The 15,621-nt window shown below is 51.6% G+C and carries 17 protein-coding genes, 2 rRNA genes and 1 other annotated feature; all 19 genes read right to left on the bottom strand.

What is annotated here, in order from left to right:
- Positions 1–16: 16 nt before the first annotated feature.
- Positions 17–187, bottom strand: coding sequence for a preprotein translocase subunit SecE (gene secE, locus EVJ30_RS10320; RefSeq protein WP_012727692.1), 171 nt, complete (start codon positions 185–187; stop codon positions 17–19).
- Between the two features lie 34 nt (positions 188–221).
- The gene (rpmG, locus tag EVJ30_RS10315; RefSeq protein WP_083274150.1) at positions 222–368 is read right to left on the bottom strand and encodes a 50S ribosomal protein L33; all 147 of its coding nucleotides are present in this window, start codon (positions 366–368) and stop codon (positions 222–224) included.
- Positions 369–495: 127 nt separating this feature from the next.
- Positions 496–1,137, bottom strand: coding sequence for an RNA polymerase sporulation sigma factor SigH (gene sigH, locus EVJ30_RS10310; protein WP_070329253.1), 642 nt, complete (start codon positions 1,135–1,137; stop codon positions 496–498).
- A 203-nt stretch (positions 1,138–1,340) separates the two neighbouring features.
- Positions 1,341–1,889, bottom strand: coding sequence for a YacP-like NYN domain-containing protein (locus tag EVJ30_RS10305; protein ID WP_070329254.1), 549 nt, complete (start codon positions 1,887–1,889; stop codon positions 1,341–1,343).
- A complete protein-coding gene (gene rlmB / locus EVJ30_RS10300) occupies positions 1,886–2,623 on the bottom strand; it encodes a 23S rRNA (guanosine(2251)-2'-O)-methyltransferase RlmB (protein ID WP_035386115.1) in 738 nt (245 codons plus the stop codon). The genes EVJ30_RS10305 and rlmB overlap by 4 nt, the downstream gene beginning before the upstream one ends.
- 121 nt (positions 2,624–2,744) lie before the next feature.
- Positions 2,745–3,149 (bottom strand): Mini-ribonuclease 3, encoded by a 405-nt coding sequence (locus EVJ30_RS10295; RefSeq protein WP_131469002.1) that lies wholly within the window; start codon positions 3,147–3,149, stop codon positions 2,745–2,747.
- Positions 3,146–4,543 (bottom strand): cysteine--tRNA ligase, encoded by a 1,398-nt coding sequence (gene cysS, locus EVJ30_RS10290; RefSeq protein ID WP_131468999.1) that lies wholly within the window; start codon positions 4,541–4,543, stop codon positions 3,146–3,148. Before cysS ends, EVJ30_RS10295 begins: the two co-directional genes overlap by 4 nt.
- Entirely contained in the window at positions 4,512–5,201 is a 690-nt protein-coding gene (gene cysE, locus EVJ30_RS10285; RefSeq protein WP_070329256.1) for a serine O-acetyltransferase, read from the bottom strand. Before cysE ends, cysS begins: the two co-directional genes overlap by 32 nt.
- A 49-nt stretch (positions 5,202–5,250) precedes the next feature.
- Positions 5,251–5,454: a binding site (T-box leader), on the bottom strand.
- Entirely contained in the window at positions 5,451–6,908 is a 1,458-nt protein-coding gene (gene gltX, locus EVJ30_RS10280) for a glutamate--tRNA ligase (protein WP_201739077.1), read from the bottom strand. (Overlaps the previous feature by 4 nt.)
- A gap of 45 nt (positions 6,909–6,953) precedes the next feature.
- Positions 6,954–7,427 (bottom strand): 2-C-methyl-D-erythritol 2,4-cyclodiphosphate synthase, encoded by a 474-nt coding sequence (gene ispF, locus EVJ30_RS10275; RefSeq protein ID WP_070329258.1) that lies wholly within the window; start codon positions 7,425–7,427, stop codon positions 6,954–6,956.
- On the bottom strand, positions 7,424–8,104 hold the full coding sequence (ispD, locus tag EVJ30_RS10270; protein ID WP_201738376.1) for a 2-C-methyl-D-erythritol 4-phosphate cytidylyltransferase: 681 nt from the start codon (positions 8,102–8,104) through the stop codon (positions 7,424–7,426). Before ispD ends, ispF begins: the two co-directional genes overlap by 4 nt.
- Before the next feature lie 56 nt (positions 8,105–8,160).
- Positions 8,161–9,225, bottom strand: coding sequence for a PIN/TRAM domain-containing protein (locus tag EVJ30_RS10265; protein ID WP_131458635.1), 1,065 nt, complete (start codon positions 9,223–9,225; stop codon positions 8,161–8,163).
- Positions 9,226–9,339: 114 nt separating this feature from the next.
- The gene (gene radA / locus EVJ30_RS10260) at positions 9,340–10,716 is read right to left on the bottom strand and encodes a DNA repair protein RadA (protein WP_070329261.1); all 1,377 of its coding nucleotides are present in this window, start codon (positions 10,714–10,716) and stop codon (positions 9,340–9,342) included.
- Positions 10,717–10,770: 54 nt separating this feature from the next.
- Positions 10,771–13,206 carry an ATP-dependent protease ATP-binding subunit ClpC gene (gene clpC / locus EVJ30_RS10255; RefSeq protein ID WP_070329262.1) on the bottom strand — a complete coding sequence of 812 codons (2,436 nt, stop codon included), beginning with the start codon at positions 13,204–13,206 and terminating at the stop codon, positions 10,771–10,773.
- Positions 13,207–13,230: 24 nt separating this feature from the next.
- A complete protein-coding gene (locus EVJ30_RS10250) occupies positions 13,231–14,274 on the bottom strand; it encodes a protein arginine kinase (protein WP_131458634.1) in 1,044 nt (347 codons plus the stop codon).
- Positions 14,274–14,708, bottom strand: a complete 435-nt coding sequence (locus EVJ30_RS10245) for a UvrB/UvrC motif-containing protein (RefSeq protein ID WP_131458633.1) — start codon at positions 14,706–14,708, stop codon at positions 14,274–14,276. The genes EVJ30_RS10250 and EVJ30_RS10245 overlap by 1 nt, the downstream gene beginning before the upstream one ends.
- A 14-nt stretch (positions 14,709–14,722) precedes the next feature.
- Positions 14,723–15,190 (bottom strand): CtsR family transcriptional regulator, encoded by a 468-nt coding sequence (locus tag EVJ30_RS10240; protein WP_070329265.1) that lies wholly within the window; start codon positions 15,188–15,190, stop codon positions 14,723–14,725.
- A gap of 142 nt (positions 15,191–15,332) precedes the next feature.
- Positions 15,333–15,448 (bottom strand): 5S ribosomal RNA (rrf, locus tag EVJ30_RS10235).
- A 50-nt stretch (positions 15,449–15,498) separates the two neighbouring features.
- Positions 15,499–15,621 (bottom strand): 23S ribosomal RNA (locus EVJ30_RS10230); the annotation flags it as partial.

Here is a 15,621-nt window from a genome sequence, read left to right as displayed (position 1 = left end):
GCTTTCACCTCTTTCCTTAGTTAATCAATAGGTTGACGAGATAACTGACACCAGTATCTACGCCGAACACGAACAGGCCGATCACGACGACCGTCGCGATGACTGTGATGGTATATTTTGTGAGCTCTTTACGAGTCGGCCAACTCGTCTTCTTTAACTCTTTCCATACATCGCGCAAAAAGTTCATGGTAGCTTCCTCCTACGTTGAATGCCAATCTACGTTACTTTGATTCTCGATGTGTTGTATGCGCATTGCAACGACGGCAGAACTTGTTCAGCTCGAGCCGCGTCTGCACATCATCTTTCTTGGTCGTCGAGTAAACTCTTGACCCGCAATCCGCGCACTCGAGACTTACTTTCTTTGCCATCCATAAGCGCCCCTTTCGACAGCTCCATATTAAAAAAGAGCGAAAAAAAAACGCCTCCTGTAACTGGCGTCTACGGACAAGGCGCTGCCTTAAAAGTATCACATAGGAGGCGTGCGGTCAATACGAGTTAACTCGTCAGCATTTTAACATCAACGTGCCGCTCGAATTTTTTCTTCACGCGCTGTAAGGCGTTATCGATCGACTTCACGTGACGGTCAAGGTCGTCAGAGATTTCTTGATACGAACGACCATCTAAATAAAGACGAAGCACTTTTCGTTCCAAGTCACTGAGGAGCTCATCCATCTTCTCTTCCATGAACAGTTGTTCTTCCCGCGTGACGAGCAAGTCTTGCGGGTCGTTCGGATGCGGGGGCAAGATCACGTCGAGCAACGTCCGGTCAGACTCATCGTCAAAGATCGGCTTGTCGAGCGAGACGTATGAGTTGAGCGGAATATGTTTTTGACGCGTCGCCGTCTTAATCGCCGTGATCATCTGACGGGTGATACACATCTCGGCAAAACTCTTAAACGAAGCGAGGCGTTCATCCCGATAGTCACGCACGCCTTTATACAGACCGATCATTCCCTCTTGGACGATATCCTCGTGGTCGGCGCCGATCAAAAAGTAAGACCGCGCCTTCGCCCGCACGAAGTAACGGTAACGTTCAATCAAAAACTCGAGCGCATCACTATCCCCTTCATTCCGCGCTAGAGAGACGAGCTCTTCGTCTGACATCGTTTCAAACTGCTCGTATGGCCATCCGTTCATGTTTCATACCCCCCGGCTATTGATAATGAACTATGTAAGTTAGTGCTCTTATTATAGGCGTCATACAAAACGACCGTCAAATAAATTTCAAAAAATTCCGTCAATTAGATATGGTGTAACTTATACAACTAATAGTATACAACATTTCTTTCCAAAAAAATGTCAAATTAAAAACAAAAAAACGAGTCCATTGTATGAACTCGTCAGTGAGAATCCTCACCGTTCGACTTACGGCGCCGCATTTCTTCAAAACGGGCCATGACGTCAGGCGGGATATCGATTGTTTTTCGATTGGACCGGTCGCTCGCGAGCGTCTGACGCTCTTGCTCAATCGCCACTTTCGCTTGCTTCCAATCCTTTAATAGTTCGGTCGCCGGGACACGGAGGGCACCTTGACCGAAGATGACCCATTGCTCGGTAAAGTCGTTTGTGGCGACGAATAACGTCACTAAACGATCGTCCACGAGTTCATGGGCTCGCCGTTCGATCCACTCATCCGCCGTTTCGTTCTCCTTCGTATAGACGACCTCGACCCGGCTCCGCTTCTGGATCGATTCGCGCCCATAGCGCATGTGGGCATCAAAGACGACCGTCACCATGCGGCCTGTGGCGGCCTGATACTCGGCCATCGCTTCAATCAAGTCATTTCGAGCTTGATCGAAGTCGATGTCCCGCAGTTTTCGAAGATGCGGCCACGCCCCAATGATGTTATAGCCATCGACGAGGAGTAATTCTCGCTTTTTCAGGCTCATGATAACGGATTACGAGAGCGATGCACCTCATACAGAAGAAGTGCGGCTGCGACCGAAGCGTTGAGCGACGTGACATGACCGACCATCGGCATATGGACGAGGAAGTCACACGCCTCGCGCACGAGACGGCCCATCCCTTTCCCTTCGCTGCCGATGACGACGACGAGTGGCATGTTCCCATCGAGCCGACGATAGTCTTGACTCTCACTCGCGTCAGTTCCGACGATCCACATCCCTTTTTCTTTCAATTCTTCGAGCGTCCGCGTCAAGTTCGTGACACGCGCGACCGGGATATATTCAATCGCTCCCGTCGAGGCTTTCGCGACGGTTTGCGTCAAGCCGACCGAACGCCGTTTCGGAATGATGACTCCATGGGCGCCGACCGCGTCAGCTGTCCGTAAAATCGATCCCAAGTTGTGCGGGTCCTCTAGCTCATCGAGCAAAATAAAGAGCGGTGTCTCCCCTTTAGACTCGGCCAGCGCGAACATATCGTCAAGCGTCTTATACTCGTAAGCCGCAACGGCCGCGACGACGCCTTGATGGTGTTCACTGCCAGCCATTTTTTCAAGCTTCGTCTTCGGGACGAACGAGATCTGTACCGAGGCCTCATTGGCCATGCCGATAATTTGGGCGAGCGGCCCTTTGTGCTGCCCTTCCATGATAAAGACTTTGTTCATATCCCGTCCGCTCCGAAGCGCCTCGATTACTGGATTACGTCCATATAAGAAATCGATGCCTTCTTCAAGGACGTCAACTTCTTGATAGTCCGGGCGTTCCGGCTTTTGACGGTGCGGACGGTCGCCCCGTTCGCCTCTCGGACGGTCGAACGAACGCTTATCGTTCGCTCGTCCTCCTTCATGTCGTTTCGGGTTGCTCGGTTTCGAGCCATGTGAGTGCCTGTTCGATGAGTTCTTCAAGACGATCCCTTCTTTCTATTAGATATGTGTAGCCGATCAATGCCTCAAAAGCTGTCGAGTAGCGGTACGTGTGGACGTCAGTGCGTTTCGGGATCGACCCTGATTTCGCGTTTTTACCGCGCCGGACGATCGCTGTCTCGTCCTCGTTCAAGATACCCGTCTCTAACCAGTGGGTGACGACACTCGCTTGCGCGGTTGCATTCACGTAACGGACGGCCCCGCGATGGAGGTCGTTCGGTCGCGTCAACCCTTTGCCGAGCAGTCGTTTTCGTACCGCCATCTCATACACTGCGTCGCCCATATAAGCGAGGGCGAGCGCGTTTAGTTGATTCGCATTCGTCATGATCGTTTCCACCGTACGCCTTGCGCCGTATCTTCGAGCTGGATATTTTGTTGTTTCAACAAGTCACGGATCTCGTCGGCACGGGCAAAGTTACGATCTGCTCGAGCCGTATTCCGCTCGAGAATCAACTGATCGACCTCGGCGTCGAGTAGTTCTGTTTCCACTTCAATCGTCAACCCGAGTACGCCCGTCAATTCCTTGAACAAGTCGAGCACTTGCTCGAGCGTATCTTTCGAGACATGGTCTGCTTTGGCGTAGATGTTTGCCTCTTTTGCTAAATCAAACAATACTGTCACGGCATTCGCCGTGTTGATATCATCATCCATCGCTTCGATAAATGCTGCTTTCACCGTCGCAAGTTTTCGCTCCATCGCCTCGCTCGGTTCAACGAGGCCGGCCGTGACCGACAGACGGTATTCGACGTTATGGTACGCTTCCTTGATCCGGTCCCATCCGTTAGCGGCCTGATTGATCAGCTCGCGGCTATAGTTGATCGGATGACGGTAGTGGACCGATAACATGAAGAAACGGAGCACCATCGCGTCGACTTCTTTTAACGCCTCGTGGACGAGCAGGAAATTCCCGAGTGATTTCGACATCTTCTCGTTCTCGATGTTGATGAAGCCGTTGTGGAGCCAGTAGTTCGCAAACTTCGTATGGTTGCACGCCTCAGACTGTGCAATCTCATTCTCGTGGTGCGGGAATTTGAGGTCATGCCCGCCTGCGTGAATGTCGATCGTTTTGCCGAGGTGCTTCTTCGCCATGGCCGAGCATTCGATATGCCAGCCGGGGCGTCCTTGTCCCCACGGGCTGTCCCAAGCCGGCTCATCTGGTTTGGCCGCTTTCCAGAGCACGAAGTCGAGCGGGTCTTCCTTCTTCTCCCCGACATCGACACGTGACCCGGCCCGAAGGTCTTCAATCGACTGTTGGCTGAGCTTGCCATACTCTTCAAACTTACGCGTCCGGAAATAGACATCGCCTTCTGATGCGTAGGCGTAGCCTTCATCCTCTAAGTTACGGATAAAGTCGATGATTTCCTCCATCGTGTCGGTGACACGTGGATGCACGTCCGCTGGCAAGACGTTCAACGCACCCGTATCCGCCAAATAAGCGTCGATATAGCGGTTCGTCAGCGTTCCGACATCTTCACCGAGCTCATTCGCCGTACGGATGATCTTATCATCCACATCGGTAAAGTTGAGGACGTACTTCACGTCGTAGCCTCGGTATGTCAAATAGCGCCGTACCGTGTCGAATGCGATGGCCGGACGGGCGTTTCCGACGTGAATATAATTATAGACGGTCGGTCCGCATACGTACATGGACACTTTCCCAGGAACGATCGGGTTGAACGGTTCTTTCTTATTCGTGAGGCTGTTGTAAAACTGAATCATGTGACTTCTCCTCCATCTGTTTCTCGAGTAATGCTAACTTGCGTTCCAAATCAGCCACGGCGTTCTCTAACCGCTCTTGGCATTCACGATCCGGGTCCGGTAAGCGATGGTCGAGGTCGTGCTGTTTGACCCGCTCCCCGTTGCGGATGACGACACGTCCCGGGATCCCGACGACGGTCGAGTCTGACGGGACATCTTTTAAGACGACCGAACTGGCCCCAATTTTGACGCAATCGCCTATCGTGATATTACCGAGCACTTTCGCGCCGGCCGAGATGAGCACATCGTTCCCGATGGTCGGATGCCGCTTCCCTTTTTCTTTGCCGGTTCCGCCGAGCGTCACGCCTTGATAGATGGTGACGTTGTTGCCGATGATGGCCGTCTCCCCGATGACGATCCCGAATCCGTGGTCGATAAAGACACCTTCGCCGATGATGGCACCCGGATGAATCTCAATCCCGGTCACCCAGCGACTCGTCTGGGCAATCATTTTAGCCAATAGTTTAATATTGCGAGTCCACAACCCATGCGCGATCCGATGCGACCATAAGGCATGGAGGCCTGGATACGTCAATACGACTTCTGCTTTTGAGCGGGCAGCCGGATCGAGTTCGAGCACGTTCCGGATGTCGGCGCTCACACTTTTCCAAAATCCCATAATTGTTCTCCTTTTCCATATCAAAAACAAAGACGCCCCTGTGCCAAGGCACAGAGACGCCGTAAGCGCGGTTCCACTCTGTTTGGGAAAGTTCCCCTCTCAAGTCTCGTTAACGCCGAGTCGCGGTCCCGACTACATATCGCCGGAACGGCTCCGAGGTGCACTTCGACGGGGGACGCTTCTAGAACTTCCAGCCTAGGTTCTAGTCTCTGACAAGTGTCAACCCGCTTACTTTCCTCATCGTTGCCTTTAAGCTAATAATGTTGTGAGACGTGCCAACACACGCTCTTTGCCAATCAGCGCAATCGCGTTTGGAAGTTCTGGTCCATGTGTTTGTCCGGTCGTGGCGACACGGATTGGCATGAACAAGTTCTTTCCTTTTTGCCCAGTCGCTTTTTGAGTGGCCTTCGTAGCCGCCTTGATAGCTTCCGGTGTGAAGTCCTCGATCGCCTCGAGTTGCGTTTTAAACTCGGCGAGTACAGCCGGCACCGCTTCACCGGCAAGCACCGCGTTCGCCGCCTCGTCATACTCGACCTCGTCTTTAAAGAACAAGTCTGTCAACGGTACAATTTCGGCACCGTGTGTCATTTGTTCTTTATAAAGAGCGATGAGCGCTGTGGCCCAGTCCGCCTCTTCCATTGACAAGGCTTCAGGCAATCGTCCTGCTTCTTGTAAGAATGGTAAACTGAGTGCCACCACTTCGTCAAGCGAAGCCTGCTTCATGTAGACACTGTTGATCCAAGCGAGCTTATGCTGGTCGAATACGGCCGGACTCTTCGATAGACGGCCCGCGTCGAACATGTCGATAAACGCTTCTTTCGTGAAGATTTCCTCTTCACCGACTGGAGACCAACCGAGAAGCGAGATGAAGTTGAAGAGCGCACCAGGGAGATATCCGAGGTCTGCATATTGTTCGATGAACTGGATGATCGACTCATCACGTTTCGAGAGCTTCTTATGGTTCTCGTTATAGATCAATGTCATGTGACCGAACGCCGGATACTCCCATCCGAGTGCATCGTATACCATCATCTGTTTCGGTGTGTTCGCGATATGGTCATCCCCGCGCAACACGTGGCTGATTTTCATCAAGTAGTCATCGACGACGACGGCAAAGTTGTACGTCGGGATCCCGTCTTGCTTGACGATGACCCAGTCTCCGAAGTCTTTCGACTCGAACGAAACGTCGCCTTTGACAACGTCTGTCCATTTGTACGTAACCTGTTCTGGCACTCGAATCCGAATCGACGGCTTCCGTCCTTCGGCTTCAAACGCCGAGCGCTCAGCGTCGCTCAAGTCGCGATGTGCTCCCGAGTAGCGTGGTGCTTCACCGCGTGCGATCTGTGCCTCGCGTTCCGCTTCGAGTTCTTCTGACGTCATGTAGCATTTATAAGCGAGCCCTTTGTCCATCAACTCGTTCACGTGTTTATTGTAGAGATCGAGTCGTTCCATTTGGAAATATGGACCGTAATCGCCATCGCGACCTGGACCTTCATCCCACTCGATACCGAGCCATTCCAAGTACTTCATCTGACTTTCGACACCGTTCTCGACGTTTCGTTTTTGATCCGTGTCCTCGATCCGAAGAATCATTTTCCCGCCTGCGTGGCGAGCATATAAATAGTTAAATAGCGCGGTCCGGGCGTTCCCGATATGAAGGTGACCCGTCGGACTTGGCGCATAGCGTACACGCACTTCACTCATAATATTTCCACCTTTCTTCTCTTCTGCCCAAATAGTATACCACTTTTTTCAAGCACGGTTGAGCAAGATGACCGCCTGGGCGGCGATTCCTTCTTCACGTCCCGTGAAACCTAACCGTTCCGTCGTCGTCGCTTTCACGTTCACTTGGCTAATATCAGCTTCAAGCAGTTCGGCGATGACCGCGCGCATGTCATCGATATACGTCCGGAGCTTCGGCCGTTCCGCCATAACGGTCGCGTCTACGTTGCCGAGCACATACCCTTCTGCCTTGACGAGTTGCCATACGTGTTGGAGCAACACTTTCGAGTCTGCATCTTTAAAATCGGGATCCGTATCCGGGAAGTGTTTGCCGATATCCCCTGCCGCGATGGCACCGAGCGCCGCATCTGCGATGGTGTGAAGTAACACGTCGGCATCCGAGTGTCCAAGCAAACCGCGGTCGTGGGGAATCTCGATCCCTCCTAATATAAGCGGGCGCCCTTCTGCGAACGCATGTACATCAAAACCTTGTCCGATTCTCATCGATAGTCCTCCTTCGTCAAGATCGCTTCCCCGAACAACAAATCCTCAGGGGTCGTCATTTTTATGTTGTGATAGTCACCTGGAATGACGGTGACTTCTTTCCCTGACCACTCGAACAAGCTCGCATCATCAGTCCCGATGAATCGGGATGATTCTGCCTGGTCATGAATCGCCCGGATGTCAGCCACAGGAAACGCTTGCGGTGTCTGAGCGAGCCAAAGTGTCTCACGGGGAACAGTTTGCGTAATCGTCCCCGCGGTCACTTGTTTCACCGTATCTTTCACTGGAACGGCTAAAATGGCCCCTTTCGTCTGAGCCGCTTCCGCTACTTGATGCAACTGACTGATTCGAACGAACGGCCGGGCCCCGTCATGGATCAACACAACTCCGTCCGTGTCGATTGTCTGTAAACCGGCTCGAACGCTCTGTTGCCGTTCTTCCCCGCCTGCCACGTACGTAATCGGCGTCGGGACGTGACGTAACTCATGCGCGAACCAGGCTTCTTCTTCCGGACGAATCGCCAGAACAATCTGTTCACACCATGTGTCTTTCGCAAACGCCTCGACGGTCCAGACGATGATCGGTTTTCCTTGGAGCGACAACATCAACTTGTTCTCATCGGCTCCCATGCGCTTGCCTTTCCCGGCAGCCGGGATGACGACCGTGTAACGTACCATCACGTTCACCTCTCTTCGTGAAAAAAGAGAGCGCTGATGCGTCTCTTTTTTCATACTTATTCAGGGCGAGCAAAAATCATTCGGCCCGCGGATGTTTGGAGTACGCTCGTCACGACGACAGGAAGTGTCTTCGAGATGAGCTTGCGTCCGCCTTCGACAACGACCATCGTCCCGTCTTCGAGGTAAGCGACCCCTTGGTTTTGTTCTTTCCCTTCTTTGATGACCGTCACGACCATCTCTTCTCCGGGAATGACGATCTGTTTGACCGAGTTGGCCAAATCATTAATGTTGAGCACCGGTACGTTTCGGACTTCACACACTTTATTCAAGTTGTAATCGTTCGTCACGACAATGCCTTTCTTTAACTCGGCGAGCTTGATCAATTTAATATCGACTTCGGCTACGTCTTCAAAGTCACCATCGTAAATCTCGACCTCGATTCGATCGTTGTTTTGGAGCTCTTTTAAAATATCCAGACCGCGTCGGCCTCGATTCCGTTTAAGCGTATCCGACGAGTCGGCGATGTACTGCAACTCTCCGATGACGAACTGAGGAACGATGAGCGTCCCTTCGATGAATCCGGTCTTCGAAATATCGGCGATCCGACCATCGATGATCACACTCGTATCTAATATCTTGTCGTTCGAGCGGCGTAACGGTTCCGCTTCCGGCTTGTCCCGTTCACTTTTCACGAACAACTTGATCCATTCGTTCCGCTTCCGGTAACCAACGGCAAATCCAAAGTAACCGAACAGGGCAGTCACAAAAATCGGAACAATCTTACTGAGTAAGAAGATGTCCGTGACCTCAAGCGATACACTGATCAAAAAGGCAATCAATAAACCGATGATCAATCCGATTGAGCCGAATAAAATATCGCCGACCGGTAAATGGACGAGCCGTTCTTCGACAAAACGGATAAATTTGACGATTGCATCAGTCAAAAATAAACTGAGAATGAAGAAGATAAGTCCACCAATCAAACTAGCAACGTAAGGAATCGTCAACCATGCCGGCACGCTGACCCCGAGGTCATCAAGAAGCACCATCGCTTCGATCATGCCAAACCACCCGACGACGAGTCCAATCAAAATAAATCCGAGTCGCACTGAAATCTTCACTCATTCCACCTCCTTCTATTGAATTAAAATTTCAAAAAAATAACACCTATATTGTAACACGGTTCTTATAAACGCGTTCGTTACAAAGCGTTAAAAACTGCCAGAAGCGCCCCATCAAAACGGGATGGCGAGTTGGAGCGCTTCATCGACAGTACTGACACCGACCACATCGATACCAGGCGGGGCGGTCCAGCCCCCTAGGTTATTCTTCGGAATGATCGCACGTGTGAAACCGAGCTTGGCCGCTTCCGCGACACGTTGCTCAATCCGTGACACACGGCGCACTTCCCCGGTCAACCCGACCTCGCCGATGCAGACATCAGTCGGACGAGTCGGGCGGTCCCGGAAACTCGAGGCGATGGAAATACAAATCGCCAAGTCAATCGCCGGTTCATCGAGCTTGACCCCGCCCGCCGCCTTCAAATAAGCGTCTTGCGTTTGCAGCAAGAGACCCGAACGTTTCTCCAGCACGGCCATGAGAAGGGCGACCCGGTTTTGGTCGATTCCCGTTGCCATCCGGCGCGGGTTCCCGAACGACGTCGGGGAAATGAGTGCCTGCAGCTCGACGAGTACCGTCCGTGTCCCTTCCATCGACGCGACGACCGTCGAGCCTGAGACGCCTGCCGTCCGTTCTTCGAGGAAAATCTCTGACGGGTTGAGCACTTCCTCAAGGCCGCCTTCTTTCATCTCGAATATTCCAATCTCGTTCGTTGAACCGAACCGGTTTTTGACGGCCCGTAAAATCCGGAACGTGTGGTGACGTTCTCCTTCAAAATACAGAACAGCATCCACCATATGCTCGAGCAGACGCGGTCCGGCAATCGACCCTTGCTTCGTCACGTGGCCGACGATAAAGACGGCGACCCCTCGTGTCTTGGCAATTTTCATCAGCGCAGCCGTACATTCCCGTACTTGGGCGACGCTTCCTGGCGCCGATTGGATTTCATCCATATATACCGTCTGAATCGAGTCAATAATGACGAACCCAGGTTCCTCTTCATCGATGACCCGTTCGATCATGAGCATGTCCGTCTCGGCGAGAACATATAAATCCTGTGTCGGTAACCCGAGTCGTTCCGCGCGCAGCTTTGTCTGCTTCAACGATTCTTCCCCGGAAATATATAGCACTTTCCGACCGCTATGGGCGAGATGTGCACTCACTTGCAGGAGAATTGTCGACTTCCCGATCCCCGGGTCCCCACCGACGAGGACGAGCGAGCCCGGGACAATTCCACCCCCGAGCACCCGGTCGAACTCTTGACTGTTCGTATGCACACGTGTTTCTTCTTGGGAAACGACGTCTGAGAGACGCTCTGGCTTCAGTTGTCGCGACGAACTATGGACAAACGCAGCTCCCCGTTTCGCTTTCTTTTCTTCAACAAATTCTTCGACGAGCGTGTTCCACTCGTTACATCCCGGACAACGGCCCATCCATTTTGCGGATTCATAGCCACAAGACTGACATACGTACTTCGTTTTAATTTTTGCCATGTTATTCCCTTCTGTCTAAAAAAGCCCCCTCAAAAGAGAGAGGGAGCTCCGTATTTACTGGACGACACCTTCGTTGCGGACAATGAATTCACCATCTTGAACATCGAGAGCCACTTTACTGCCTTTCGTGATTTCCCCGCTGAGCATCGATTCTGAGAGTCGGTCTTCCACCTCGCGCTGGAGCGCACGGCGGAGCGGACGAGCCCCGTACTCAGGGTCATAGCCGACGACGGCAATCTTCTCAAGCGCCGATTCCGTCAAGGTGAAATCGATGCCTTGCTCGCCAAGTCGGTCTGTGAGCGTCTTCGCCATAAGTTTGACGATTTCTTGGATATGCTCTTTTTGAAGCGAATGGAAGACGGTGATCTCGTCGATCCGGTTCAAGAACTCAGGCCGGAACGCTTTTTTCAATTCTTCCATGACTTTATCTTTCATTTCCGTATATTCACGTTTCACGTCATCTTCGACGGTGAAACCGACATATTTGTTCCGTTTAAGTGCGGCCGCACCGACGTTTGACGTCATGATGATGACCGTGTTACGGAAGTCGACCGTACGACCTTTCGAGTCGGTCAGACGCCCGTCATCGAGCACTTGGAGCAAGATGTTGAACACTTCAGGGTGAGCTTTCTCAATCTCATCAAGCAAGATGACCGAGTATGGCTTACGACGAACTTTCTCCGTCAACTGACCGCCTTCTTCGTATCCGACATACCCTGGAGGCGACCCGACGAGACGGCTCGTCGCATGTTTTTCCATATACTCCGACATGTCGATTCGGATGATCGCATCCTCGTCACCGAAGAGCGCCTCAGCGACAGCACGCGCTAGTTCCGTCTTCCCGACACCGGTCGGTCCGAGGAAAACGAATGACCCGATCGGACGTTTCGGATCTTTCAGTCCGGCCCGGGCCCGGCGAATCGCACGCGAGATTGATTTGACGGCTTCATCTTGACCGATGACCCGACCGTGTAAGATCGACTCGAGCTTGAGGAGACGGTCTGTCTCCTCTTCGGCAATTTTTGTCACCGGCACACCCGTCCAGCTTGCGACGACTTGAGCGATATCTTCTTTCGTCACTTCAAGCTTTTCATTACCTTGCTTGTTCTGCCATTCTGATTTGAGGTGCTCGAGTTCATCGCGAAGCTTCTGTTCTGTATCACGAAGCGAAGCCGCTTTTTCAAACTCTTGGCTCTGGACGGCCGCATCTTTTTCTTTACGGATCGATTCGAGACGTGCTTCAAGCTCTTTTAAGTTCGGCGGCGCCGTGAATGAACGGAGGCGAACTTTCGAAGCCGCTTCGTCGACGAGGTCGATCGCTTTATCTGGAAGGAACCGGTCCGAAATATAGCGGTCAGATAAGACAACCGCTTCATGAATCGCCTCATCCGTAATTGTGACACGGTGGTGAGCCTCATAGCGGTCACGCAAACCGAACAAAATTTGTTCAGCCTGGTCCGTCGTCGGCTCATTCACTTGAATCGGTTGGAAGCGGCGTTCGAGTGCGGCATCCTTCTCAATGTATTTCCGGTACTCGTCAAGCGTTGTTGCACCGATACATTGGAGCTCACCTCGCGCGAGCGACGGTTTCAAGATGTTCGAGGCATCGATCGCCCCTTCGGCTCCACCCGCCCCAATCAACGTGTGTAACTCGTCGATGAAGAGAATGACGTTGCCGGCCTGGCGAATCTCGTCCATGACTTTTTTCAATCGGTCTTCAAACTCACCGCGGTATTTCGTTCCCGCGACGAGCGTACCCATGTCGAGCACCATGACGCGTTTGTTGCGAAGCGTCTCCGGCACTTCATTGTTAATGATCTGTTGCGCGAGTCCTTCGACAACTGCCGTCTTACCGACACCTGGCTCTCCAATCAAGACCGGGTTGTTCTTCGTCCGGCGAGACAACACTTCGATGACCCGTTGAATTTCACCGGCACGGCCGATAACAGGGTCGAGACGTGACTCACGGGCTTGTTGCGTCAAGTCGCGGGCCAAGCCATCAAGTGTCGGTGTCGCAGCGCTCGTGCCTGGTTGTGATGCGTTTGACGACGATTCCGTGTTCCCGAGAAGTTGAAGCACTTGTTGCCGTGCTTTCGTCAAGCTGATACCAAGGTTGTTCAAGACGCGGGCAGCGACGCCTTCGCCTTCACGAATCAATCCGAGTAAAATATGCTCTGTCCCGACGTAAGAATGACCGAGTTTACGGGCTTCATCCATCGAGAGCTCGATTACTTTTTTCGCACGCGGCGTGTAGTGGATTGTCGACCCGTTCTCAGAACCACGGCCAATCAACGCCTCGACTTCTTGTTGAATCTTCTCAGAAGTTAGACCGAGGGCGAACAACGCTTTGGCAGCAATCCCTTCACCTTCACGGACAAGTCCGAGCAAGATATGTTCCGTACCAATATTATGATGGCCAAGTCGTACCGCTTCCTCTTGTGCTAAAGCTAATACGCGCTGAGCTCGTTCTGTAAATCGACCAAACATCATTGACAAAACCTCCTTAGAGTTGGATCAAACTAAACCATGATCTAACGTTCGACGTACGAGAGTCGCTCGTTCGCGATCTCGTTCTTTCGTAGATAATGTTTTCCCGAAATGTTTTTGTAGGAAACCTGATTGTAGGCGGACAATCAAATCATGAAACTGCGGTGGACTCCAGTCGGACAAAATACCGAGGTCACTCGCTAAATGTAAATCGGATAACCGTTCAATCGCCTCTGTCGACGACAATAATTTGGAATACCGTAAAATCCCGTAAGAACGATAAAACTGATCTTCCAATTCATCTTGATTACTGTTCAGGAGTTGTTCTCGGGCTTGACGTTCCGCGTGGACGACTTGTTCTGTGATTTCCATAAAATCAGATAACAACTGCGATTCATCGCTACCAAGCGTCCGTTGATTCGATAACTGGAACAAACGCCCGGCTGCGTCACTGCCTTCTCCGTAACGTCCTCGAATCGTGTATCCGAGTTTGCGAAGTTCTACTAATATAGGAGTTATTCGTCCCGTTAACGTCAGACCCGGCAGGTGCAGCATGACCGATGCGCGAAGTCCGGTACCGATGTTGCTCGGACACGTCGTCAAATAGCCAAGCTCTTCATCGAAAGCGTATGGGAGCGACTCGCCACAGAGCGCGTCGACTCGTTTCGCAAGTTCGAACGCTTCTTGGACTTGATAGCCGGGAAGCAACGTTTGGATGCGCAAATGATCTTCTTCGTTAATCAACACGCTGATCGTCTCGTCTTCACTCAGGAAAACAGCACTCTCATCTTTTTCCGCAATCGTCGGGCTGATCAAATGCTTTTCGACGAGAGCTTGCCGCGTCACTTGATCATAGGCGCGCATATGCAAATATTCAAAGCCTTGTAAGCCGCCCAAGGCCGTCTCGATGCGTTCGCATAGCTGACGCTGTCCTTCTTGAGACAATGTCGGAGAAAAGACGATGTCTTTTAAATTGCGTGCCAAACGAATTCGTGTCGAGATGACAAGATCATCAAGCTTGGCCCGTTCTTTCATTTTTGGACCGAGTGGATGTTTGAGGAATGTCTCCATCACGCCTCACCTTGCCCTTTCAGTTGCGTCATTTCTTTTTTGATGCGTGCCGCTCGTTCATAATCTTCTTGTTCGACGGCCCATTCTAACTCCCCTGCTAACTTTACAAGACGTTCGCCGATTCGCTCATCCGGTGTGCGTAACGCGTCAGGTACCGACCCGACATGATGGTCATGCCCTTGCTGGTACTGACGTGTCATTTTAATCAACTCTTCACGGAAGACCGTGTAGCATGAGGCGCAGCCCGCTTTTCTTAGATGCGTCATCTCGCTCTGTGTCATCTGGCAAGTTGGACACCGCTTCACGACAGGAACGTAATCGGCCATCACTTCGACTGTACAGTTCCGACATAGTTTTCGTTCGACTGGGACCCCGTTTTCCAACATAACGACTTCATTGACGGCAGGACGCCGTTTACACCGTTCGCATAACATGTCTTAAGCCTCCGTCAGTGATAACTAAGTAACTTCATCAGGGCGAGTAGCTGCTGTCTTCGAATCAGATAGCGGTCGTCGGCGTTCAAGCCGAGCGTTTCGTCGGACAACAAGTGGTACAGTAAACGGACATCCCGCTCGCTCAACATACCTTCTTCAAATAAACGGATCAAAATGTTTTCAACAAGTTGTTCCGTCAGACGAGGATGGTCTTGTAAAATGTCCATTAAACTCGTCAGCAAGTCTTGTTTCTCGTGAAGAATGACACGACGAATTCGAATATAACCGCCCCCACCTCGCTTACTTTCTACAAGGTAGCCTTTTTCGACCGTAAAACGTGTATTGATGACATAGTTGATTTGAGACGGAACACATTCAAAACGTTTCGCGATATCTTGTCGTTTGATTTCAATCGCTTCTGCCTGACTTTCCTTCAGCACTTGCTTCAAATACTGTTCGATTACATCAGATATGTTTCTCATCTCCACCACCCTCTGACCATCTTTGACTTTTGATTTTATTCTATCACTGATTTAAAAAAAGGCAAACGAAAAGCGACGACGCAAATGCGTAGTCGCTCAAAAGAAAAGACGACCAAGCATGTGCTTGGTCGTCTTTCATATGGCCTGGCAACGTCCTATCCTCACAGGGGGAGACCCCCAACTACTTTCGGCGCTGAAGCGCTTAACTTCCGTGTTCGGCATGGGAACGGGTGTGGCCGCTTCGCTATCGCCACCAGACAAGGGATTGTTCCCTGAAAACTGAAGACTCATCAAGTTCAAACCGTTTCTAGATCAAAGCCTCGACCGATTAGTATCATTCAGCTCCACACGTCGCCGTGCTTCCACCCATGACCTATCTACCTCATCGTCTCTGAGGGGTCTTTCTTGATTGCTCAAAGGGAAATCTCATC

It is taken from the genome of Exiguobacterium sp. SH5S13, assembly GCF_004337085.1.
GTDB classification, from domain to species: Bacteria; Bacillota; Bacilli; order Exiguobacteriales; family Exiguobacteriaceae; genus Exiguobacterium; species Exiguobacterium aurantiacum_A.
Note: the sequence above shows the minus strand (reverse complement) of the source record. Positions and strands in the feature narration are given on the sequence as shown.